The organism is Acutalibacter intestini, from assembly GCF_034334985.1.
Lineage (GTDB): Bacteria > Bacillota > Clostridia > Oscillospirales > Acutalibacteraceae > Acutalibacter > Acutalibacter intestini.
In genome coordinates, this window is record NZ_JAWXXL010000001.1 from 434,116 (window position 1) to 454,029 (window position 19,914).

The 19,914-nt window shown below is 52.0% G+C and carries 22 protein-coding genes and 2 pseudogenes; 11 read left to right on the forward strand and 13 right to left on the reverse strand.

What is annotated here, in order from left to right; all coding sequences use genetic code 11:
- Positions 1-7: 7 nt before the first annotated feature.
- The 9 genes from topA to U8U68_RS01990 all read right to left on the reverse strand — a co-directional run bounded on the left by topA (position 8) and on the right by U8U68_RS01990 (position 8,899).
- On the reverse strand, positions 8-2,092 hold the full coding sequence (gene topA / locus U8U68_RS01950) for a type I DNA topoisomerase (RefSeq protein ID WP_322199174.1): 2,085 nt from the start codon (positions 2,090-2,092) through the stop codon (positions 8-10).
- An 85-nt stretch (positions 2,093-2,177) separates the two neighbouring features.
- Positions 2,178-3,440, reverse strand: a complete 1,263-nt coding sequence (locus U8U68_RS01955; RefSeq protein WP_322199175.1) for a DNA-processing protein DprA — start codon at positions 3,438-3,440, stop codon at positions 2,178-2,180.
- Positions 3,433-4,254 (reverse strand): TrmH family RNA methyltransferase, encoded by an 822-nt coding sequence (locus tag U8U68_RS01960; RefSeq protein ID WP_322199176.1) that lies wholly within the window; start codon positions 4,252-4,254, stop codon positions 3,433-3,435. The genes U8U68_RS01955 and U8U68_RS01960 overlap by 8 nt, the downstream gene beginning before the upstream one ends.
- 199 nt (positions 4,255-4,453) lie before the next feature.
- On the reverse strand, positions 4,454-4,807 hold the full coding sequence (gene rplT / locus U8U68_RS01965; protein WP_322199177.1) for a 50S ribosomal protein L20: 354 nt from the start codon (positions 4,805-4,807) through the stop codon (positions 4,454-4,456).
- Between the two features lie 57 nt (positions 4,808-4,864).
- The gene (gene rpmI, locus U8U68_RS01970) at positions 4,865-5,068 is read right to left on the reverse strand and encodes a 50S ribosomal protein L35 (RefSeq protein WP_066539144.1); all 204 of its coding nucleotides are present in this window, start codon (positions 5,066-5,068) and stop codon (positions 4,865-4,867) included.
- 142 nt (positions 5,069-5,210) lie between these two features.
- Complete coding sequence (gene infC, locus U8U68_RS01975; protein WP_322199178.1) at positions 5,211-5,744, reverse strand: translation initiation factor IF-3; 534 nt, start codon at positions 5,742-5,744, stop codon at positions 5,211-5,213.
- Positions 5,745-6,041: 297 nt separating this feature from the next.
- Positions 6,042-6,701, reverse strand: coding sequence for a DUF6320 domain-containing protein (locus tag U8U68_RS01980; protein WP_322199179.1), 660 nt, complete (start codon positions 6,699-6,701; stop codon positions 6,042-6,044).
- The gene (locus tag U8U68_RS01985) at positions 6,688-7,974 is read right to left on the reverse strand and encodes a hypothetical protein (protein ID WP_322199180.1); all 1,287 of its coding nucleotides are present in this window, start codon (positions 7,972-7,974) and stop codon (positions 6,688-6,690) included. The genes U8U68_RS01980 and U8U68_RS01985 overlap by 14 nt, the downstream gene beginning before the upstream one ends.
- The gene (locus U8U68_RS01990; protein WP_322199181.1) at positions 7,964-8,899 is read right to left on the reverse strand and encodes an alpha/beta hydrolase; all 936 of its coding nucleotides are present in this window, start codon (positions 8,897-8,899) and stop codon (positions 7,964-7,966) included. Before U8U68_RS01990 ends, U8U68_RS01985 begins: the two co-directional genes overlap by 11 nt.
- Before the next feature lie 167 nt (positions 8,900-9,066).
- Between U8U68_RS01990 and U8U68_RS22265 the strand changes: the two are divergent.
- Positions 9,067-9,708: pseudogene (locus tag U8U68_RS22265) on the forward strand (recombinase zinc ribbon domain-containing protein); the annotation flags it as partial.
- Positions 9,709-10,248: 540 nt separating this feature from the next.
- On the opposite strand, the pseudogene U8U68_RS22270 reads toward U8U68_RS22265, so the two are convergent.
- The 4 genes and pseudogenes from U8U68_RS22270 to U8U68_RS02010 all read right to left on the reverse strand — a co-directional run.
- Positions 10,249-10,455: pseudogene (locus tag U8U68_RS22270) on the reverse strand (MerR family transcriptional regulator); the annotation flags it as partial.
- Between the two features lie 178 nt (positions 10,456-10,633).
- Positions 10,634-11,863, reverse strand: coding sequence for a helix-turn-helix transcriptional regulator (locus U8U68_RS02000; RefSeq protein ID WP_322199183.1), 1,230 nt, complete (start codon positions 11,861-11,863; stop codon positions 10,634-10,636).
- A 327-nt stretch (positions 11,864-12,190) separates the two neighbouring features.
- Complete coding sequence (locus tag U8U68_RS02005; protein WP_322199184.1) at positions 12,191-12,400, reverse strand: integrase core domain-containing protein; 210 nt, start codon at positions 12,398-12,400, stop codon at positions 12,191-12,193.
- Positions 12,401-12,803: 403 nt separating this feature from the next.
- The gene (locus tag U8U68_RS02010; protein WP_322199185.1) at positions 12,804-13,148 is read right to left on the reverse strand and encodes a helix-turn-helix domain-containing protein; all 345 of its coding nucleotides are present in this window, start codon (positions 13,146-13,148) and stop codon (positions 12,804-12,806) included.
- Positions 13,149-13,296: 148 nt separating this feature from the next.
- Between U8U68_RS02010 and U8U68_RS02015 the strand changes: the two genes are divergently transcribed.
- The 10 genes from U8U68_RS02015 (at position 13,297) to U8U68_RS02060 (ending at position 19,592) form a co-directional block, all read left to right on the forward strand.
- Positions 13,297-13,482, forward strand: a complete 186-nt coding sequence (locus tag U8U68_RS02015) for a helix-turn-helix domain-containing protein (RefSeq protein WP_322199186.1) — start codon at positions 13,297-13,299, stop codon at positions 13,480-13,482.
- 6 nt (positions 13,483-13,488) lie between these two features.
- The gene (locus U8U68_RS02020; protein ID WP_322199187.1) at positions 13,489-14,157 is read left to right on the forward strand and encodes a response regulator transcription factor; all 669 of its coding nucleotides are present in this window, start codon (positions 13,489-13,491) and stop codon (positions 14,155-14,157) included.
- On the forward strand, positions 14,154-15,230 hold the full coding sequence (locus tag U8U68_RS02025; RefSeq protein WP_322199188.1) for a HAMP domain-containing sensor histidine kinase: 1,077 nt from the start codon (positions 14,154-14,156) through the stop codon (positions 15,228-15,230). The genes U8U68_RS02020 and U8U68_RS02025 overlap by 4 nt, the downstream gene beginning before the upstream one ends.
- A 167-nt stretch (positions 15,231-15,397) precedes the next feature.
- On the forward strand, positions 15,398-15,553 hold the full coding sequence (locus U8U68_RS02030) for a hypothetical protein (protein WP_304578574.1): 156 nt from the start codon (positions 15,398-15,400) through the stop codon (positions 15,551-15,553).
- Positions 15,550-16,398, forward strand: a complete 849-nt coding sequence (locus tag U8U68_RS02035) for an ABC transporter ATP-binding protein (RefSeq protein WP_304578575.1) — start codon at positions 15,550-15,552, stop codon at positions 16,396-16,398. Before U8U68_RS02030 ends, U8U68_RS02035 begins: the two co-directional genes overlap by 4 nt.
- Before the next feature lie 128 nt (positions 16,399-16,526).
- Positions 16,527-17,393, forward strand: a complete 867-nt coding sequence (locus tag U8U68_RS02040; protein ID WP_367575775.1) for an ABC transporter permease — start codon at positions 16,527-16,529, stop codon at positions 17,391-17,393.
- Between the two features lie 2 nt (positions 17,394-17,395).
- On the forward strand, positions 17,396-18,406 hold the full coding sequence (locus U8U68_RS02045; protein WP_322199190.1) for an ABC transporter permease: 1,011 nt from the start codon (positions 17,396-17,398) through the stop codon (positions 18,404-18,406).
- Entirely contained in the window at positions 18,407-18,565 is a 159-nt protein-coding gene (locus U8U68_RS02050) for a hypothetical protein (RefSeq protein WP_322199191.1), read from the forward strand.
- A 356-nt stretch (positions 18,566-18,921) separates the two neighbouring features.
- Positions 18,922-19,353 (forward strand): sigma-70 family RNA polymerase sigma factor, encoded by a 432-nt coding sequence (locus U8U68_RS02055; protein WP_322199192.1) that lies wholly within the window; start codon positions 18,922-18,924, stop codon positions 19,351-19,353.
- A 5-nt stretch (positions 19,354-19,358) separates the two neighbouring features.
- Positions 19,359-19,592 (forward strand): helix-turn-helix domain-containing protein, encoded by a 234-nt coding sequence (locus tag U8U68_RS02060; RefSeq protein ID WP_322199193.1) that lies wholly within the window; start codon positions 19,359-19,361, stop codon positions 19,590-19,592.
- Positions 19,593-19,914: the final 322 nt, after the last annotated feature.

Here is a 19,914-nt window from a genome sequence, read left to right on the forward strand (position 1 = left end):
GCAACCCTTAGTCCTTGGGGACCCGGCCCGGGTAGGTGCAGCCCTGGGTGGCGCAGTAGATGCGCTTATCCTTGGTTTTCTTCTGCAACAGGGTTTTTCCGCACACCGGGCATTTCTCCTTGGTGGGCGGATCCCAGCTGACAAAGTCGCAGTCTGGGTAGCGGTCGCAGCCGTAGAACACCCGGCCCTTTTTGGACTTGCGCTCAATAATTTTGCCCCCGCACTTGGGGCATTCCGCGCCAGTGTCTTTGACGATCTTCTTGATATTCTGGCACTCTGGGTAGCCGGAGCAGGCAATGAACTTGCCAAAGCGCCCGTGTTTTACCACCATGGGCCGTCCGCATTTATCGCAGATCTCGTCGGTCTCGTCCTCTTTTAGGTGGATCTTCACCCCGTCCATGGCCTTTTTAGCCTTCTGCACGGTTTTGTCAAAGTCGTCGTAAAAGGTCTGTAGGGTGTCCACCCACTGCTCGTCGCCCCGCTGTACGGCGTCCAGGTCATTTTCCACCTGGGCGGTAAACTTCACATTGACAATTTTTGGAAACTGCTCCTTCATCAGCTGGGTAATCACTTCTCCCAGCTCTGTGGGACGAAAGGCTTTACCCTCCCGGGTCACGTACTCCCGCATGGTAATGGTGGAGATGGTGGCCGCGTAGGTGGAGGGACGGCCAATGCCGTTTTCTTCCAGGGTCTTAATCAGCGAGGCCTCGGTGTAGCGCGGGGGCGGCTGGGTAAAGTGCTGGTTGCCAGAGAGGTCCCGCACCTTCAGCTTCATGCCTTCCTCCAGAGGAGGCAGATCTTTGCCGGCCTTTTCGTCCTCGTCGCGGCTTTCTTCATACAGGGCGGTAAAGCCGTCAAAGGCCACGTTAAAGCCGCTGGCTTTAAAAATATATTTTCCGGCCAGAATGTTGGCCTGGGTGGTGTTCAGCACGCAGTTGGCCATTTGGCTGGAGATAAACCGCTCCCAAATAAGTTTGTATAATTTATACTGGTCAGAGGTCAGGGAGTCCTTCACCCGCTCGGGGGTTAGACTGATAGTGGAAGGACGAATGGCCTCGTGGCCATCCTGGGTCCCGGCCCGAGACTTAAAGTGCCGGGGCTTTGGGGGTAGATACTTGCCGCCCCAGCGTCCCTCTATAAACTCTGCCGCGTCTCGGACAGCGTCCTCGGAAATGCGCAGAGAGTCGGTACGCATGTAGGTAATCAGGCCCACGGCGCCCTGGTCCTCAATCTCCACGCCCTCGTACAGCTCTTGGGCGGCCCGCATCGTGCGGTAGGCCTGAAAGCCCAGCTTTCGGCTGGCCTCCTGCTGTAGGGTAGAGGTGATAAAGGGCGGGGCGGGCTGGCGGCTGCGCTTGCTTTTTTTTACCGGGCCCACCACAAATTCCTGCTGCTTTAGGTAGTCCAAAAGGGCGTCTGCCTCTTCCTTAGACCCCACGGCGATTTCCCCGGTTTCATCCCCGTAAAAGGCGGCGGGGAATATGGAGCGGCTGGGGGGCGCGGTCAGCTTGGCGTCCAGGCTCCAGTACTCTTTAGGCACAAAGGCGCGAATCTCCTCTTCCCGGTCCACAATCATCCGTACAGCCACGGACTGCACCCGGCCGGCGGAAAGGCCTTTGCGGATGGTCTTGACCAAAAACGGGCTCAGGGTATAGCCCACCAGCCTGTCCAGGATACGCCGGGCCTGTTGGGCGTTTACCAGGTCCATGTCAATGGTGCGCGGGTGGGCCATTCCCTCGGCCACGCCGGTCTTGGTTATTTCGTTAAAGGTTACCCGGTCTGGGGCGCTTTCATCCAGGTTTAAAATATAGGCCAAGTGCCAGGAGATCGCTTCGCCCTCCCGGTCCGGGTCAGTGGCCAGCAGCACGTCGTCCGCGTCTGCGGCGGCGGCCTTTAGGTCCTTCACCAGCTGCTCTTTGCCTTTTATAATGGTATACTTGGGTTTAAAGTGGTCCTTCACGTCCACACAGAGCCTGGCCTTGGGCAGGTCCCGCACGTGGCCCATGGAGGCCACCACCTTGTATCCGGGCCCAAGATATTTTTGAATGGTTTTCGCCTTAGAAGGCGACTCCACAATGACTAATTTTGACATAATACAATCCTTTCCTCCCTCATGAGGGCAACCCCGCCCCAACGGATGGACGGGTAGTTTCGGGCTGGGGCTGGCAGCCGCCCGGTTATTTCTTTGTGGACCGGTACCGTTTGCCAGAACAAGAGGCAATGTGCCCGTCTAGTTCCAGTTCGGTAAGCAGGGCCATCAGCTGTCCGGCCTTTAACCCGGTGAGCTCTTCCAGCTGGCCAAAGGTCTGCTCACCCGCGTCCAACCCCTCTACAATTTGCCGCTGCTTAGCATTCAGAAGCTCTTTTGGCCTGGAAGCCTCTTTTGGGCCGGGTCCGCCAGAGTCTGCCAGGGCCAAAAAAGGAGAGGCGGTGCTGGCGGGTAAGACATCCTCTGGCTGAAAGACGTCTGCGAGCCGAGGCGCTGGGGGATGGGCAGCTTTTGGCATCAGCGGCTGAACGGACGGCGGTGGGTGAACAGGAGTGGGCGCAAAGGGCCGAAAGCATTTGGAGAGAAATTCTAGCACTTCCGTACCGCTGGTAATGGGAATAGCGCCGTCATCAATGAGAGTTTGGCTGCCGGAAAAGGCGGGGTCACCCGGAGGACCGGGATATACAAATACTTCCCGGCCCTGTTCAATGGCATGACGGGAGTAAATCATGGTGCCGCTCTTCTCTTTAGCCTGCACCAATACTACGCCGTCGCTGATACCAGAGATCAACCGGTTGCGAAGCTGAAAGCAGCCATGGCCAGGGGTGCGGGCGGAGAAATATTCGCTTATTACAGCGCCGCCCATTTCCAGCACCTGCCGGCGCAGCACAGCGGTCCCTGCCAGATATTCACTGGAAAGATCCACCGGCTGAATACAGATGATCCGTCCAAAAGCCATAAGCGCTCCCTGCAACGCGGCCTGGTCTACACCGGCGGCCCCGCCGCTGACTACAATGGCCTGGCTGGCAGCCAGCTGGTAGCTAATGCGCTTAGCCGCGTCGCGGCTTTCCTCCCGGGCTTTTCGCGAACCCACCACAGCGACCACCGGAGAACCTTCCAGGTTGGGCAGAGCTCCTTTTATATACAGTACCGCAGGAGGGTTTGAAATATTCCTGAAGCTGTCGGGATATTTCTCACACTCTGGGGTCAGAACCCCCCAGCCCATTTTTGCGGCGTATTCCAGCCGTACCTGGGCTTCCTCCAAAGCGTGAGCGCTAAGGGCCATGGCGTGGCGCTCTTTAATATAGGGCAGACGATTCCACAAGGACGAACCTGCCCGAAAGAAACTTTCCAAATCGCCGCCGCAGTAGTTGTAGATCATCCAGGGCACAGGGCTTCCTTCGCCAAAAGCATGCTGTAGCCACATCCAGTACACCCGATGGTCAATCATAACACATCCCCTTTCTCGGTGTCCGGCACATCTCCCACAAAAGCACAGTGGCCGCCGCCGCCGCGTTTAAAGATTCCGCCCGCCCTAGCATGGGAATCGTAATGGGCCCGTCACAAAGCGCCTGAACAGCAGGAGAGAGCCCGCTGCCTTCGTTGCCGATAAACACCGCGTGCAGGCCCCGGGTAAAGTCAATTTGAGTAACGTCCCCAGCCGCCGGCTGGGGCACGGCCGCGTGGCAGGTATAGCCCTGGCGGTGCAGCAGGTTAAGCAAAAAAGAGGCGGAGGGCTGCTCTGAGAGGGCTAGGCGAAACACCGCCCCCATAGAGGCCCGCAGCACTTTGGGGGAGAGGGGATCGCAGCAGTCTCCCAACAAGAATACCTGAAACTGCCCCAGGGCTTCGGCGGTACGCAAAATAGTCCCCAAGTTGCCCGGGTCCTGGAGATTTTCCAGCACTAAACAGGGGCGCCGGGGGGCAAAGCCGATTACCTGGCCAAAACTGGCGGGACGGGCGCACACGCAAAAAATACCCTGAGGGCTTTTGGTGGAGGCCAGCAATTGGGCCACAGGCGGCTCCACCTGATAAACGGTCTTAGCAGCCTTTAGAATTAGGTCCAGGTAAGAGGCGTACTTTTTTTGGGCGTCCGGGGTAAAAAAGCAGGCCTCCACCGGAATGCCGGAAAGCACTGCGTCCTGACAGAGACGCGCCCCTTCACAAAGGAAAGCGCCCCGCTCCCGACGTTCCTTGGCAGAGGAAAGCGCTGCCGCTGCCCGAACAACCGGACTGCGGCGGCTGGTGATGGGCACGATTTCCATAGGATGGGCACCTCCTGAAAAATAATGGAACCAGCGAAAAAACAGGGGAACAAAGTGTAAAGCGCCATGGGGCCAAGCGTTCGCCCGGCAAACGGAAACGCCAAAGGCAGCTGCCTTTGGCGCGGTCAACAAAATTATAAGGCAGACTGTAGGCCCGCAAAAATCCAGGCGCGCAATCTTCTTAACTATAAAAAAACTCTTACAGCGCGGCCTTGGCTTTCTCTACCAGAGCGGTAAAGCCCGCAGGGTCCGCAATCGCGATCTCGGAAAGCATTTTCCGGTTTAGAGTGACTCCCGCCTTTTTCAGGCCGTTCATAAAGGTGGAATAATTTACCCCGTTCATGTGGCATCCAGCGGAAATGCGGGTGATCCACAGCCGGCGGAAGTCCCGCTTGCGCTGCTTGCGGCCAATGTAGGCGTAATTGCCAGACTTCATTACAGCCTGTTTGGCCATTTTAAAGTGGCGGCTTTTAGAACCCCAGTAGCCTTTTGCCAGCTTTAGTACCTTTTTCCTTCTTTTGCGCGTCATCATCGCGCCCTTTACTCTTGCCATATCGATTCAATCCTTTCCCGGCCGCCGCCGGATTATTTATTCCTGTTTTGCAAATCTTTATTTATAGGGCAGCATTCTCTTCACAGCCGCAGTGTTGGTCTTGTCTGTCACTGTGGTGCCCCGGGCGTGGCGCTTTACCTTGGGGGTTTTGCCGTGACCGTTGAACAGATGGCTGGTAAAGGCGTGAGCGCGGATGACTTTCCCGTTTTTGGAGAGCTTGAAGCGCTTTTTTGCGCCGCTATGGGTTTTTAGTTTCGGCATAATGATTCCTCCTTGTTTTTCGGCGGCAGGCCATATCCCTGCGCCGTCCTGTGGCCCTGCCCCGCAAAAGAGCGGGCCCGCCGGCTTTTCTTTTATTTATTAAGAATATAGAAAGACCGGCCATGTTCCCGCTGGGTGGGCCTTACTTTGTCGGCTTTGGCGCCAAGAACATCAGCATGGTCCTGCCGTCCAGCTTGGGCTGGCGCTCCACGTTGGCAGTTTCCGCCATGGCCTCGGCAAAGCGGCGCATAATGTCCTGCCCCAGCTCTGGGTGTCCCATTTCCCGGCCGCGAAACCGGATGGACACCTTTACCTTGTTTCCCTCGGCAATAAACCGGGCCGCGTGGCCGCGTTTGGTATCAAAGTCGTGGGTGTCAATGTTTAGCGAGAGCCGTACTTCTTTGATCTCAACAATTCGCTGGTTTTTTCGCTGCTCTTTTTCCCGCTTGGACTGCTCGAACCGGTACTTGCCGTAATCAATGATCTTACATACCGGAGGCGTGGCCTGGGGAGCGATCTTCACCAGGTCCAGGTTCTTCTGTTCGGCCAGTTCCAGGGCCTTTCGCGCGGGCATAACCCCCAGCTGTGAGCCGTCGGCATCGATGAGCCGGACCTCTTTGTCGCGAATCTGCTCGTTGATCTGTAGTTCCTTGTTGCTAATTGTCAGCACCTCCATCAAGCAATATCCTCATTTGAGAACGAAAAAAGCGGGCGGAAAAGCTCCACCCACAAAAGCGATTTGCCAAAGTATAGACCACCCCTCATTAAAAGGCGGTTCTGACTCTGCTCTTATCGACCTGTGGCGGACCTGCCGCACGGGTGGAGAAAGGTTTACCTCTAATTAAAGAAGAGCGGACAACCGTTCCCACTTCATTTTCCATAAAAATTATACTACGGCGCAAGCGGAAAGTCAAGGGCTTTTTTTGCAAGCATTACAATTGACATGCGCTAAGCAAAGGCCAAAACGCGCTGTTTACAGATGCAGCCGCCGTACGGCGTCGTCCTTTAGCTCCCTTCCTTTAAACAAGAGCAGACCTGCCAGAGCCACCAGGCTGACGCCCACACAGATCACGGAAGGATAAATGATTTTCAGTACGCTGCACAGCAAAAGAATCAGCGGGAGAAAACCCGCAAGGATGCAGAGGGTCATACAAAACAGGTACTCCGCCGGGCGCAGGCATAGTGCCATGGCGACAATGAAAGCGGCCAGCTGGGCGCAGGGGATAAAGATGGGCAGGACAAAATTCAGGGACCAGCCAGCAAACCCGGTGAATAGGTCCCACAAAAGGGTGATGGCAGAGATGGCCCCCAGCTGCCAGACAATGGCTTTCATGGGGCTGCCCCGTTTATGGATGGTAACGCCCAATACCAGCCAGGTGCTGGCCAAGGCGGCCATGACAAGAACACTCCACCAGCCGGTTTGGGGTAAACTGAAGTTCACAGCGGAGCAAATAACCGCAACCACAATGGTAGCCAAAGCGGCCAGCCGGAGAAACAGCCGCATGGTCTTTTGGGTGGGCGGAAGAACCGGGTAGACGGTTTCCTCTTGTTTGCCTGAGAGCGGGCTTTGGCAGAGAGGGCAGCAATGGAGAGCCCCCCTTATATGCACCTTGCATTGTTCACAAAACAGCATTTTGTTCTACCTCGTCTTCCATATTCGTAGTCAAGGTCACATCCAGCCCCAGCCGGGAGAGTTCCTGAAAGAAGATCCGTTCGGTTTCTCGAGACCGGTAAGGGCTGGCGAATGTGATAACAAAGCTGTCTCCAAAGGAAACGGAGCAGGCCTGTAGGCATCCCGCGCAGGTGAAAACGCCGAACTGCTGGATATACTGTTCCGCGCCCTCTGGCATGGAGAGCTTTCCTACATTGGAAAAGGAGACGGTGGCGGCTTGCGCGGCAATACGGTTTGCATACCGAAGTACAACATCCTTCAGGGGCAGCGGCGCGATTCGTGCGAGAAAATTGTGTTCCAAAGCGCAGAGGCTGTCTACATGGGCCTTTAGCTTTTCCACAGCAAGCTTTTCTTGAAAGCCGCGTTTCACTTGGGCTAGTACAGACGCCAGATCCGTGCTGTTTTTGCTGAAGTCATAGCCTACGTGAATGATGGCGAAAAAGTTTCGTGAGGAAAATGAAGGGAAATAATTGCGCAGGTTTACAGGGATGGTAACAACGACTGGCTTTTTCCGGCTCCGTACCGACATGCCCTCATAGATGGAGCGAAGCAGAACAGCGGTTAGCAGTTCGGTGATAGTAGCTTTCTGGGTGCGGGCGCAGGCCAGCAGTTCTTTAACGGAAATTCTTCCTTCCAGGATGGCCAGATGGTTTTTTGGCAGGCGGTCCCCAGGGATCTGGTAAGCGGAAGGGGAAAGGCCCAGCCGGCGTACAGGCTTTTCATAATACTTTTGGAAGCTATCCGCCTCCTTCTGCTGGTCGGATATGCCTAAGACCGGCACGCCACTAGCGGAAAGACCATCCTCTGGGTGTCGGACATAAAGATATTCATAGACCAGGACCCGCAAAAAGTCAAGAGCCCCGGCTCCGTCGGACAAAACGTGGTACACCTCCAGGCTGATGCGCCTACGGTAGTAGAGCACGCGAAACAGCAGGCTGCGCCGGGAAGAGGGGTAGATGGGAAAACAGGGAGGCGTCTGCTCTGGGCGCGCTAGAGCAGGCAGAGGACTCTCCTCCAGATAGTACCAGAACCAGCCCCGCCTGAGCACACATCGGTAAAGAGGGAACCGCTCCATGGTTTTGTCAAGAGCGGTTTGGAGGGCGGCGGGATCTACATCTTCCTTCAGTTCGCAGAAAAAGCGGAATACCTTAGAGTCGTGCGCCGAGCTGGTGGAGGGAAATATCTTTGCGGCGTTGTCCAGCCGCCACCAGGGCAGATAATTCCTATCGCTCATAATTTTCCTCCAGGAAAGAATTTATAATGGCATACGTTTTTTTGACCTGCTTAAACCAAACAGGGAGAGAAAAATAACCGTGCAAAGCGTCAGGAATTCGGTGGATCTCCACATGATTTCCCGCTTCCCGCAGTCTTTCGCCATAGGCCTCGCCTTCGTCCCGCAGGGGACAGAATTCCGCGGTGATTATCAGGGTGTTCGGTTGATTTGCAAAGGATTTGGCGGCCAGCGGCGCAAAATAGGGGTTTTCCAGGTCGGATTCACACTCGCGGTATAGGGAAAAAAAGTCTCGCACACGTTTGGCGGTAAGCAAATAGCCTGTCCCGTTCTCTCGTACAGAAGGGAAAGGGGAGTTTTCTGAATGGTCGTTTCCCACCGCGGGGTAGATCAAGAGCTGCCCCGTGGGCAGAAACTCCCCTCGATCCCGGGCCATAAGAGAGACAGCGGCAGCCAGGTTGCCCCCAGCGCTGTCTCCTATCAGCACCACGTTTTCAGGGGGGGCTCCCAGCAGGTCACTGTGCAAAAAGACCTCCCAAGCTGCCGCGTAGCAGTCCTCCACTGCCGCGGGGAAACGGTGTTCAGGGGCCAGACGGTAGTCAACTGAGGCCACCACGCAGCCGGTCTGGGCAGCCATATCACCGCATATGCCATCGTAAGAGTCAATGGAGCCCGTTACCCAACCTCCGCCATGAAAAAACAGCAGAACACAGTTCCTTTTCCGCTGTGTGGGCGTAAAAATGCGCATGGGAATATGGTGCTCACCAGAGGGGATGCTATGCTCCCATATCCGATAAAGCCAGGGTTTTCTGGCACGGCGGGCGGTCAGCTTTTGCAGCTTGCGTTCCACCAGATAGGTTCTTTCTATGTCCAGATCAGGGTATGATAATAGACTAAGCGCTGCCAGCATGGTTTTATGGATGGGCATAGTGACTCCTCTTTATTCTAGGCGAATGAATAGCCATAGGGACGTTGTGTGATTTACGCGGAAAACATTCGTGCCTGTTAAGATAACCTATTAATAGTATATTGTACTCCAATGATTTTAGTTTGTCAAATTGTATAGAATTCAGGGAGCGTTCAAAAGAAGAGTTTATGACGATTGAGTGGAGTCTCACCAGCCGGTTTCATCTGCGGGCGAGACTTTTACCCTTTGTTCGTCGGGGCTGCGCCTTTAAAAGCTTCATTTTGGACACGCCCAGAATTCACGGGCCGTCATGCCGCTTAAAAGCCGTATTCCGTTTAACGCGCAAGGTAGGGCTTGTTGGAAGCATCGAAAACAGCAACCCGCCAATCGTCAGCCGGGAGGTGTTTCAAGCGGCCCAACGGCTGCAGAAATCCAGAATTACAACCACAAGGCGCGAACACAACTCAAGTTTGTCTGGCATCCTGCGCTGTTCCGACTGCGGGAGTACTTTCTGCCGGCAGCTGCTGCGTGGAACTGTATACTGGATGTGCAGTGATAAGGCGGCAGGCGCCGCAAACTGCCAGAGCAGACCTGTGCGGAAAACTGCTGTGTACGACACTTTTTGCTTGATGGCAGATAAGCTTGCCTCTCACCGGCCAGACCTGCTGGGTACGCTGATCCACCAGATGGAGATGATGCAGAACCGTGGCGGCGAGAGCCAAGATAAGATATGTCAGACCGTCAAGATGATTTATGAGCGGTCCCTGGCCGGGGAAAGCATGAGGAGGATTGTGGAAACGCTTGATGAGATGGGCGCACCCACCTCCAGCGGCCAAGGAAAATGGCACCGCTCCACGGTGTGCTCGATACTGCAAAACGAAAAATACGCCCGAAACGCCGTCCTCCACCGCCCAGATCCAGGTGGCCTTGTCCTCCTCGAACCAGAGGAAGTCCGGCGAACCGTACATCATCTTCTTCACCAGATGGTTGTGTGCCTCCTGCCACTCCTGGAAGGGTCCCATCACGTTCTCGATAGAGTCCGCGCCAGAGGAAAACGCCTTGAAGGGGTTGATTTGAACAATCCGCACCTCCGGGGCCTTTTTGAGCTTCTCCGAAATATCAAACAGTCGATTTGCCTTGGAGGCGTTGCCCTCATAAGGAATATTCTCAATGCGGGTCTCCACGGTCGCGGCCCGCTCATAGAGCAGTTTCACATCGGCGTCGCTGCTGAAATCCATCTTCCTGATCTGCTCGATAAATTCCAAAATAATGTCCCGCAGATCCCGGAGCAGGTCCACCTCGTCGTTGATGTCCTCCACCTTTCTTCCCAGCACATCCAAAACCACATCCGACCCGGCAGACTGGAAAATGAGCTGGATGTCCTTGATGCTGATATTGAGCTTGCGGAGGATAAGAATTTGCTCCAGCCGTTTCAGCGCCCGCTGGTCGTACAGGCGGTAGGCGTAGTCTGCCACCCGAGCGCTCTCAATCAGCCCCATATCCTCATAGTACCGCAGCGTACGGGCCGGGATATTGTAGCGCTCTGTGACCTCTCGGATTTTGATTAAATCTGTCATGTAAAACACCCTTTCCGTGGTTTTGAGTGTGATAGTTAACACGCTTGAAAACTGGTTATTAGTTTTCAAGCCGGCTTTTTGCCGCCTGGTACAAGGAAATCGAAAAATTTTCTTGTACCGCGTTTACGATTTTACACGCTTCCCCAACGGCAGAGTCAAGCCCTTTTCAAAAACATTTTTACAGCATGACAGATGAAATCTCTTTCAGGGCGTCCATCTCCAGTTCCTTGCTCCTTTGCAGAATAGCGATCAGTATTTGTCGCTTTTCGCTGGCCTCCCCGGCGGTCTCAGGAGTTTGCAGTCCTTGCAGGAATTTTTCGCACATACTGATAATTTCCTCATATTTGGAAATCGCCGTTGTAATAGGCCGGTGGTCTAAGCCGTCTATCAGCCGCACGCATAGCTCCAGAAATTGCTTGATACGAAGTTTTCCCTCATAATGAATGAAAATATGCGGGGACAGGCACTCTATATCCACCATACCCTGGTTGCTCTCTTTTTGAAGTAATTGGCGCCAATTATCATATATGACAACTCCGTACCCAACCATCGGCTCGTCAGAAATATCGCGCTCATTTTGTAGGAGCGCCAGCCCTTTTTTCATGGCCTCCCTGCACTTTTCCTGGATGGAAACAGGCTTGGGGCCCGGTTTTATCAACAGGATATCCGGCTTTTTCGCGAACCATTCCGGAAAGCTTTTCAACTGCTGAAAGGACATCACAGAATTTTTCTCATCGTCACCGTCCAGGAACGAAAGGCCCTTCAGCACCTTCCCCTGATGGGAGAATCCGGTCGCAAGTATCATATCCGAGTATTCCCGAGGGAGGAGGATGACAGGGTACCCGCTTAGGATGTTTTCCACTGCCAAACGGATGAAATCCTCCTCCGTGCAGTCTGTTCCCCGGCAGAGCTTACCGGTCAGGCCGTATATAGAAAGGCCGGTGTCCAGCGCGTCATCCGCGCCCCAGGAATACCCAAAGCAGATAGAGGTAAACGCTGACTGGAGAACATATTCCGTGTCATCGTTTATCTGCCGCCCCATGGGGTCTCTATGCTCCTCAAGGCCCATAAACAGCTTGACCGCTTGGAGCATAGCAGGGTAGGCCATGCTCCGGGGCCATGTCCTGCCGGAGAAGTCCGCGATGGGGGCGTAAGGTAACAGGATATGCTCAAAGATCGCGTTTGCCACGGGACAAGCGTTGTCTGGGAAAAGAATGGCGTCAATGGTACTGCCGAGAATCTCCGCCAATTCCACCAGCAGAGACAGCTCCGGCATGGCGCGGCCGTTCTCCCATTTGCTGACTGCCTGTGGGCTGATATTCAGCCGGCTGGCAAGTTCATCCTGGGTCAGGCCCATGCTTTTTCTTAAATCTGCAATTTTCTGGCCAGCTTTTACGTTATCGAACATATCAACTCTCCTTACCATTTTGCTGGGGTAGGGCAGGTTTACCCTTCCAGAATATTATAGGGGAATCGGAACCTTTTAACAATATATAGATGGTTGAAGGTGGGTGTGAAATATCAACCTGAGGTTTACATGAGAGTTGATAGGCTGAATCACCTATTGCAATCTGCCCCCCTGTGGTTTGGACAGCAAATAGGTGATTTCCATTTTCCTAGGCTCCTCGTAAGACTTCGGGCACGCGCGTTATCCGGTTAACTTGGACACAAGCATTGGAAAATCTTAAAACGGCTACTCAAAAAATTCAATAACCTAACATTCGAACTCCCATGTCTAATTTGAAGTCCTTGCTAGGCCGGCATGATTACTAAGAAAATCAGCCTCCTTCTGTGCAGGCGTCTTGTATTGATTCGTGGCGTGGGGCCGCTCCTCATTGTAAAAAGTCATATACTTATCCACCGCCGCCCTGAATTCATTTTCAGAGCGGTATTTTGATCGATACAGTTCTTCCCGCTTTAGGTTGGAGAAGAACGACTCCATCATGGAGTTATCATATAGAACGCGGACTCTTGAAAACGACTGCGTAACTCCCAAAGATTTTAGATAAACACAAAATACTTTCGCTCTTATAGTTCGTACCTCGGTCGGTGTGGAACGTCAGAGGATCTATAAGCTTTCGGCTTTCATATGGTGCAGAAAGTATGACACAAAAAATGGCAGAGCATTTATGCTCTACAAGATTTGACATCAGCCAAGAAGTATTTGATGCAGCATGGAATGTGCTTAACACCCATATGCTTGCTACGTTACCCCTCCCCCCGTTCCGCTTCCCCCGTCCTCCGTACTAACAAGACACCTGGGAGAAGCAAAAATGCCCACCAAAGGCAGGCATTTTCGGGAAAAGAGCGCAAAAACTAGGGGGCGCTTCGCTCTCACAAAGCGCCCCCTATTCTTCCAGTTTGATTGCTCCGTCAATGGTAGCCTCAACGATGGGCAGATACTTTTCAGGGCAGAGCTGTAATTTATGGGTTATGCGCTGCCGGTCATTGCTGCTTTCTTTGACAAGTTCAGGATTGAAATACCGTTCAAAGGGTAGCCTGCAAATTTTGATTAGCTGTATCACTACGGGCATACTCGGTATATCCCCGACAAGTTCTATGTTCGCAAGATAGCGCGGGTCTATATTTACCTGTTCGGCCAACGCCCTGCGGGACAGGCCCACCGCCTCACGCGCCGTCTGAACATCTTTTCCAAAGGTTTCAAAACCGGGGCAGTCTTTGACTTTCGCCATACGCTTCACCTCCAACACTTACATTTTATAGTTCATAGTATGGGTTGGGAATGATGGCATATGCGTTTTAACTGCATTTTATAATTCACAACTTATGCCTTGTATTGTTCGGGCAAAGGAATTATAATATATCCGTTGGAGGTGCGAAATGGAATATATGACGTTGAAAGAAGCTGGCGAGAAATGGGGCGTGACCCCGCGCCGGGTGAATTATTATTGCGCTGGTGGCCGTATTCCCGGCGCTGTGAAGATAGCGACGATCTGGCTTGTGCCAAAGGACGCGGAAAAGCCAGTTGACAGACGCTATAAAAGCACTAACGATGGAAAGGAGTGATTTTCTGTGGCGAATATTTTGATTGTTGAAGATGAAAAGAATATGCAGGACATCATTGCCGCATATATGCAGCGGGGCGGGCATACCTGTTTTACCGCTGACGATGGCGTGGACGCTTTAATGGTATTGAAAAATAATCCGATGGATTTGATGATACTGGACGTGATGATGCCCCATCTGGACGGTTTTTCTGTCTGTAAAATGGCGCGGGAAATGAGTAATATGCCCATTATCATGCTGACCGCCAAGGGCGGCGAGGACGATAAACTAAAAGGCTATGAGTATGGGGCCGATGACTACATGACAAAACCTTTCAGCCCCAAGGTGCTGCTTGCAAAGGCAAACGCACTGCTCCGCCGTTCTTCCTCCGTTCCGTTGGACGCATTGAGCTTCGGGAAAATAACAGTAGTGCCGTCCTCTCACAAAGTATTTATAGACGGGCAGGAAATCACGCTCACCCATAAGGAATACGAACTGTTGTATTTCTTCATGGTAAATCCCGGACAGATTTTCACCCGTGACCAACTGCTGAACAGGATTTGGGGCTATGACTTTGAGGGAACTACCCGGACGGTAGACACGCATATCAAAACCCTGCGGCAGAAATTAGGCGACGAGGGAAAACACATTGTCACTCTTATTCGCTCCGGCTATAAATTCGAGGTAACAGTATGAAAATAAAGGATAATTTTACGTTCCGCACCGTCCGTAAAAAGATATTGATGGTTTCTAAGTTAGCTGGTATTCTGCTTATCCTTTCATACATCCTTTCGACCAAGTTGGAAATTGATCCTGATATTTCACTTGCCCTTTGGTTCGCCTTTGTCATTGCCCTTGTCCTTGTTGTCGATTTTTTAATGGGGCACTTTATTTCAAAACCCATTTCAAAACTCAATCAAACGGCCCGGAAGATGGCAAAACTGGACTTTTCCGCTCCATGCGCCATTACGACTAATGATGAATTCGGAGAACTAACTGTAAGCCTCAATACGATGGCTGATAATCTTCAACAGGCCCTTGCCAGACTGGAAGCGGCAAATACACGGCTTGAAAAAAATGTGGAGCAGGAGCGGCGGCTGCTGGCCGAGCGCAAAGAGTTGGTAGACCAGCTTTCCCATGAAATGAAAACTCCGCTGGGCGTGATCCGCGCCTACGCCGAGGGCTTGCAGGACGAAACCGACGAGGCCAAAAAACAGAAGTATTCGGAAATCATCATCACCGAAACGGAACGAATGAGCGGGCTAATCACAACGCTATTAGATTTATCCGCGTTGGAAACCGGCGCTACCCAGCTTGTCCCGGAACGATTTGATTTTGTGGAATTTCTTGAAACTGTTGCCGGGCGGCTGTTAATCGACGTGCCAGACGCTAACTTTGAGTTGCACTATGAGCTTCCCGAACACAAGGTTTATGTCCATACGGATAAGACCCGTATGGAGCAGGTTTTAGACAACTTGATCGTCAATGCAAAGAAAAATGTCCAGCCGGGAGGTACTTTGAAATTATCCCTGCTGGAACAGCCGGGTGTTTTGCAATTTTCCATCTACAATCAAGGCCCCACAATTCCACAGGAGAACTTGTCAAAAATCTGGACGAAATTCTACCGGGACAGCAATTCCAAATACAGCGGTTCCGGGCTGGGGCTTGCCATCGTCGCACAAGTTCTGTCCATGCAGGAACTGGACTTCGGCGTAAAAAACTGTTCCGATGGCGTGGAGTTTTATTTTTCTATTCCATCCGTCAGTTAAACCGTGTTTTCTATGAAATGGCTCTGCCTTTACTCAAAGGCAGAGCTGTTTTATTTTGAAGATTTCACGCCAATTTCACACCAGCCTCACACCGACTTCACCGCATTTTCATAAGTTTACCTCAACAAGAGGACGGTCAGTCCTCACAGACAAAGGAGGTGATTTTTATGACGTTTTTAGGTTTGGAATGGTACTGGTGGCTGGTAATCGTGGCGGTGCTGGCAATCTCTATCCCGTTCAAGATTAAGGTTATGAAGTGGTGGAGCAAGCGGGAGCAGGAAAAGAAAAAGGAGCAGCACGGGAAATGGGGTGATGATGAATGATTGAAGTAAAGGATTTGACGTTCTCCTACGGCAAAGACAAACAGGCGCTGCACGGCCTGGACTTCACTGTAGAAGATGGGGAAATCTTTGGCTTCCTGGGGCCAAATGGCTCCGGGAAATCAACGACCCAAAAAATACTGACCGGGATTTTGAAAGGACACGGCGGCAAGGTGTCGCTGTTCGGGCAGGATATTTCTGCGGCACACACGCAGGAGTTTTTTCAAAAGATCGGCGTCTTATTTGAGTTTCCCTATCTGTATGCCAATTTGAGCGCCGTTGACAATCTTAAATATTTTTCTTCGTTCTATCCGAAAGAGCAAATACGCAGTATTGAGGAAGTTTTGGAGGAATTGGAATTTAAGCCAGACTTCTTGAGAAAGCCGGTTTCGTCCTACTCAAAGGGTATGCGGCAAAGGGCAAGCATGGCGCGGGCGCTAATCAGCAATCCCAAGTTGCTGTTTCTGGACGAACCGACCAGCGGGCTTGACCCCTCCGGCGCTGTCCTGTTCCGCAAGATCATTGAGGAAGAACGTAAAAAAGGCACAACGGTATTTCTGACGACCCACAATATGCTGGATGCCGACCTACTCTGTGATCGGGTGGCATTTATCGCGGACGGCGAAATCAAGGCGTTGGACACTCCAAAAAATTTGAAAGAGCGTAACAGCAATCATCGCGTTGTAATCGACTATTTGTATCAGGGGAAGCGGGAAGAAAAGACGATTGAGGCCCCGGAATTAGAAGCAGGTATTCCTTTTGCGCATGACGAGATCATCAGTATCCATTCCCAGGAACCGACATTGGAGGATATGTTTATCCAGTACACGGGAAGGGGGCTGTCTTGATGTGGAAAAGTCTTTGTTCCCTGTTCAAAAAGGATTGTCGGATAATGGTTTCCGGGAAATTCTTCCTCATGTCGTTGGGCTTTTTGGTTCTTTACACTCTGTATGTGAACTTTGGATATATCAAATTCATGGATGCCAGTCTATACAACGTGTACCTGTATGACCCGACAGGAACACAGAAAACGGTTTCCACGCTGGTTCAGCAAGTTTCTTCAAAAGAGGCACTTGACGCAGTTTTGCTTGATGATACCAATGGTGTCGGCATTGATGCCAGCGTCGGAGAGCCACAGCTTGTATTCTATGAGGGAACAGAAAATGCTGACCGTCACCGGGCCGACTACGCGCTTTCTCTCCTGCAACCGTCAGGGCATTACAGCGCCGAGGTGATTGGCTCCAATACGCCGGAGCAAAAGGCAAGGAAAGAGATCACCTGTGAACTGCTGTTTTTTGAAATTGCCGCTGTCGGGTTTTTAGGGATTGCCGCTGTGCTGTTCAAGGAAAAAAGTATGGGCGTTATCCGTGTTCATGCCATTTTGCCGTTGCAAAAAAATCTGTTTATCCTGTCCAAACTGGCAATCTTTCTGCTGTCCGATCTGGTCTTTGCAATACTGCTTACCGTGCTGAATGTTGGAGTTTTAGATACCGCCTCTATATTGCCTGCGGTGTTGCTTCAAACGGCACTTCTGTCCTTGATTATGGCCTTGACCGGCCTGATTTGCGCCCTGCTTCTAAAAGACTTCCGGCAGTTTACATTGGCCTATCTTCTGATTGCCATTTTTGTTGCAACCCCTGTGTTTTTGGCTGCAAATACGGCGGTAAAGTTAGATTGGATTTACTTTCATCCATTTTATCATATTTATATGGGCCTGAAAAACGCTTACTTTGGAAATCCCTCGAATAGCCTTGCCTATTATTTGGGGTGTCTGGCTGCAATCGTGGTATTATTTGCAGGCGTACAGCGTGTGTTCCGCAGAGAAATGGGAAAGGAGGGCTGAATATGAAAGGTTTACGCTACCAACTGAAAAGCGTGTTGCATGACAAGTTTTGCCTGATGACCTTTCTTTTACCTATTGTCGTTGCGGTAGCTTTGAACTTTGTCGGTGCAATCGACTTTTCTACGTTGGGCGAGTTGCATTTTGGGGTTCTGAAAGGCGATTTGCCGACACAAACCGTTACATGGCTGGAACGCTATGGCCCGGTGACAGCTTATCCGACGATGGAAGAACTGACGGACGCAATCAAAGAGCCGTCTACCAATCTAATCGGTGTGGAAGCTGATGGAAGCAGCATCAAAACAATTCTTTCCGGCGACGAGTTGGATATATTTCGCCAAACCGCTGACACGCTCCCTGACCTATACGAACAGCGAAATGCCGCAGGACAGACAAAGGTTCACGTTTTAGAGCGCCCCAATGTGATGGCTGGATTTCAAGATATGTTCATTGCTGTTACATTGATTGTCGCTATGTTTATGGGATGCACCTTTAACGCAATGAACATGATTTCTGAAAAGGAGGACGGCGTTGCGTTTATCAACGAGATTTTGCCAATGACCCGCAGCCAATATATCATGCAAAAGCTCTTTGTTGGATTTATCTGCGGGTGCTTATCCTCCATTATTACGGTTTGTATCTGCTTCCGGCTTTCTCTGCAAAATGCGGCTCTCATGCTGGTGCTTATTGTGCTTTCCGCATTTGTGGCAGCATTGATAGGCTTATTCATTGGCAGAGCTTCCAATGGGCTGATGGTCGGCGTGGTTTATATCAAAATCGTTATGCTGCTATTTATGGCTGTACCAATCTTGAGCTTTCTTGTGGGAATAAGTCAGCCGCTTCTTTCCGCAGTTTGCTACCTTGTCCCTTCGCAGGCAACATTCGAGGGTATTATGGACTTATCAACAGGCAGCGGGACAGCAGCAGTAAAAGATATTTTTATTCTCTTAGCTCATTGTATTGGATGGTTCCTGTTATATATTGGCCTTTCCGTACATCAGAGGAAAAACGCATAAATGGTTCATAATAAGCCGCAGTCAAAGGAGTTGCTTGATCGCGCAAGAGGAAAAGGGGCCATTAGAGCAGATTATATGCTTTTAGACGGCGGCTTTGATTTTTCAGAGCCGCCGTTTCTTTTTGCCTATCAGAAACTTACGACGACCCTAACACCGTAAAAGCTACGGCGGCATATAGGAGGATGCCGCCATGCTGCGAATATCGAACCGACACAATCTAACAAAAGCCGCCTTATCAAAAAAGCCTGTCCCATCCGTGGGATAGGTTCGGCTATGAGTGTGAACTATATCATGTAAATAAGCTTCATATCGCTTCGTTCTGCGCCCGGCTGGTATGCGTCTGCGTCCAGCCGGGCGTTTTTTGTCGTTTCCTGCGGTCTGCGCTGCGGGCCGAAATAAAATTCAACTTTTTTCAAAAAAGGAGGCATTCAGCGGGTAGCAGACGGTATCGCAGGATTGGTAGTAGCGGAAAGGGAGAGTACCACCTAAATCCCCCAGGGAAAGGGGGTGAGAAGATGGAAACGACCCCCCGCGACTATTACGAGCAATGCCGTTTTGACGCTTTCTGTAAAACGGTACTGCGGAATGAAGCCAGGGCTTACCTGCGGAACATGAGGCGTCAGAGAGATCGTGAAACGATGTTCAGCGACTTATCGCAGGTGGAGTTGGACAAGCTCTGCACGGTAGATCACTACCCCAGCGACAGCCATATCTTTAGTTCCCACGGGCATGACCTACATATCGACAACGAGCTTGTGGCCGAAGCCTTTGCCAGCCTGCCAAAGACGGAGCAGAGCATTTTGGTTTTGCACTGTGTCCTGGATATGGCGGACGGCGAGATCGGCAGCCTTATGGGACTATCCCGCAGCGCCGTCCAGCGTCACAGGACAAAGACCCTGAAAGAGTTGCGAGAAAAATTGATGGCGTTCATGCCGAAAGGAGGTTGACGCGGATGAAAGAGCCTATCCACAGAGGCAAAGAACTTTTGCCCCTTTCGTTGAGCCAGGCGGCCAGCGCCGGTGACGCCGGAGCCGTGGAAAGTGTCTTGCGGCACTATGACGGCTACATGAGAAAGCTGTGTACCCGGACGCTCTATGACGAGGACGGACAGCCCCATGTGTGCGTTGACGAGTACATGAAACGCTGTCTGGAAATCAGGCTTATCCAGGCTATCGTTAAAAATTAACGATACCGGCCCCCGGCCAGTGAAGCGTCTTACCCTTTCCGCGCTGATCTGACCCCGGAGGCCGCAGGGCCGCACTTTGACAAATACGCCCGCAGGATAATGGCGGCGCGTCATAGGGCAGACGGATACATTCTATCTGTACCGAGCCGGACGGCGGGTGCGCCAGGATACTTTCCCCTACGGGGAAAGCGGAGCGACCGACACCTTGCCGCAATGCAAGCGCGGCAGCTTGCGGGCTACGACGTACAGGCAGGACAATGATACTCCCTTGTCGTCGTAGTCCGAGCGTTCAAAGCGTCGCAGGCAACGAGCAGGGCCGGGT

What these genes read in the sequence shown, in the direction of transcription:
- U8U68_RS01980 (WP_322199179.1), bottom strand. Translation starts at nt 6,701, where the DNA reads ATGCTGTTTTGTGAACAATGCAAGGTGCATATAAGGGGGGCTCTCCAT.
- U8U68_RS02055 (WP_322199192.1), top strand. Translation starts at nt 18,922, where the DNA reads ATGGAAACGACCCCCCGCGACTATTACGAGCAATGCCGTTTTGACGCT.
- U8U68_RS02060 (WP_322199193.1), top strand. Translation starts at nt 19,359, where the DNA reads ATGAAAGAGCCTATCCACAGAGGCAAAGAACTTTTGCCCCTTTCGTTG.
- rpmI (WP_066539144.1), bottom strand. Translation starts at nt 5,068, where the DNA reads ATGCCGAAACTAAAAACCCATAGCGGCGCAAAAAAGCGCTTCAAGCTC.
- U8U68_RS02025 (WP_322199188.1), top strand. Translation starts at nt 14,154, where the DNA reads ATGAAAATAAAGGATAATTTTACGTTCCGCACCGTCCGTAAAAAGATA.
- U8U68_RS02035 (WP_304578575.1), top strand. Translation starts at nt 15,550, where the DNA reads ATGATTGAAGTAAAGGATTTGACGTTCTCCTACGGCAAAGACAAACAG.
- U8U68_RS02050 (WP_322199191.1), top strand. Translation starts at nt 18,407, where the DNA reads ATGGTTCATAATAAGCCGCAGTCAAAGGAGTTGCTTGATCGCGCAAGA.
- U8U68_RS01990 (WP_322199181.1), bottom strand. Translation starts at nt 8,899, where the DNA reads ATGCCCATCCATAAAACCATGCTGGCAGCGCTTAGTCTATTATCATAC.
- U8U68_RS02005 (WP_322199184.1), bottom strand. Translation starts at nt 12,400, where the DNA reads ATGATGGAGTCGTTCTTCTCCAACCTAAAGCGGGAAGAACTGTATCGA.
- U8U68_RS02000 (WP_322199183.1), bottom strand. Translation starts at nt 11,863, where the DNA reads ATGTTCGATAACGTAAAAGCTGGCCAGAAAATTGCAGATTTAAGAAAA.
- topA (WP_322199174.1), bottom strand. Translation starts at nt 2,092, where the DNA reads ATGTCAAAATTAGTCATTGTGGAGTCGCCTTCTAAGGCGAAAACCATT.
- U8U68_RS01985 (WP_322199180.1), bottom strand. Translation starts at nt 7,974, where the DNA reads ATGAGCGATAGGAATTATCTGCCCTGGTGGCGGCTGGACAACGCCGCA.
- U8U68_RS02015 (WP_322199186.1), top strand. Translation starts at nt 13,297, where the DNA reads ATGGAATATATGACGTTGAAAGAAGCTGGCGAGAAATGGGGCGTGACC.
- U8U68_RS02040 (WP_367575775.1), top strand. Translation starts at nt 16,527, where the DNA reads ATGGATGCCAGTCTATACAACGTGTACCTGTATGACCCGACAGGAACA.
- U8U68_RS02030 (WP_304578574.1), top strand. Translation starts at nt 15,398, where the DNA reads ATGACGTTTTTAGGTTTGGAATGGTACTGGTGGCTGGTAATCGTGGCG.
- U8U68_RS02010 (WP_322199185.1), bottom strand. Translation starts at nt 13,148, where the DNA reads ATGGCGAAAGTCAAAGACTGCCCCGGTTTTGAAACCTTTGGAAAAGAT.
- rplT (WP_322199177.1), bottom strand. Translation starts at nt 4,807, where the DNA reads ATGGCAAGAGTAAAGGGCGCGATGATGACGCGCAAAAGAAGGAAAAAG.
- U8U68_RS01960 (WP_322199176.1), bottom strand. Translation starts at nt 4,254, where the DNA reads ATGGAAATCGTGCCCATCACCAGCCGCCGCAGTCCGGTTGTTCGGGCA.
- U8U68_RS01955 (WP_322199175.1), bottom strand. Translation starts at nt 3,440, where the DNA reads ATGATTGACCATCGGGTGTACTGGATGTGGCTACAGCATGCTTTTGGC.
- infC (WP_322199178.1), bottom strand. Translation starts at nt 5,744, where the DNA reads ATGGAGGTGCTGACAATTAGCAACAAGGAACTACAGATCAACGAGCAG.
- U8U68_RS02045 (WP_322199190.1), top strand. Translation starts at nt 17,396, where the DNA reads ATGAAAGGTTTACGCTACCAACTGAAAAGCGTGTTGCATGACAAGTTT.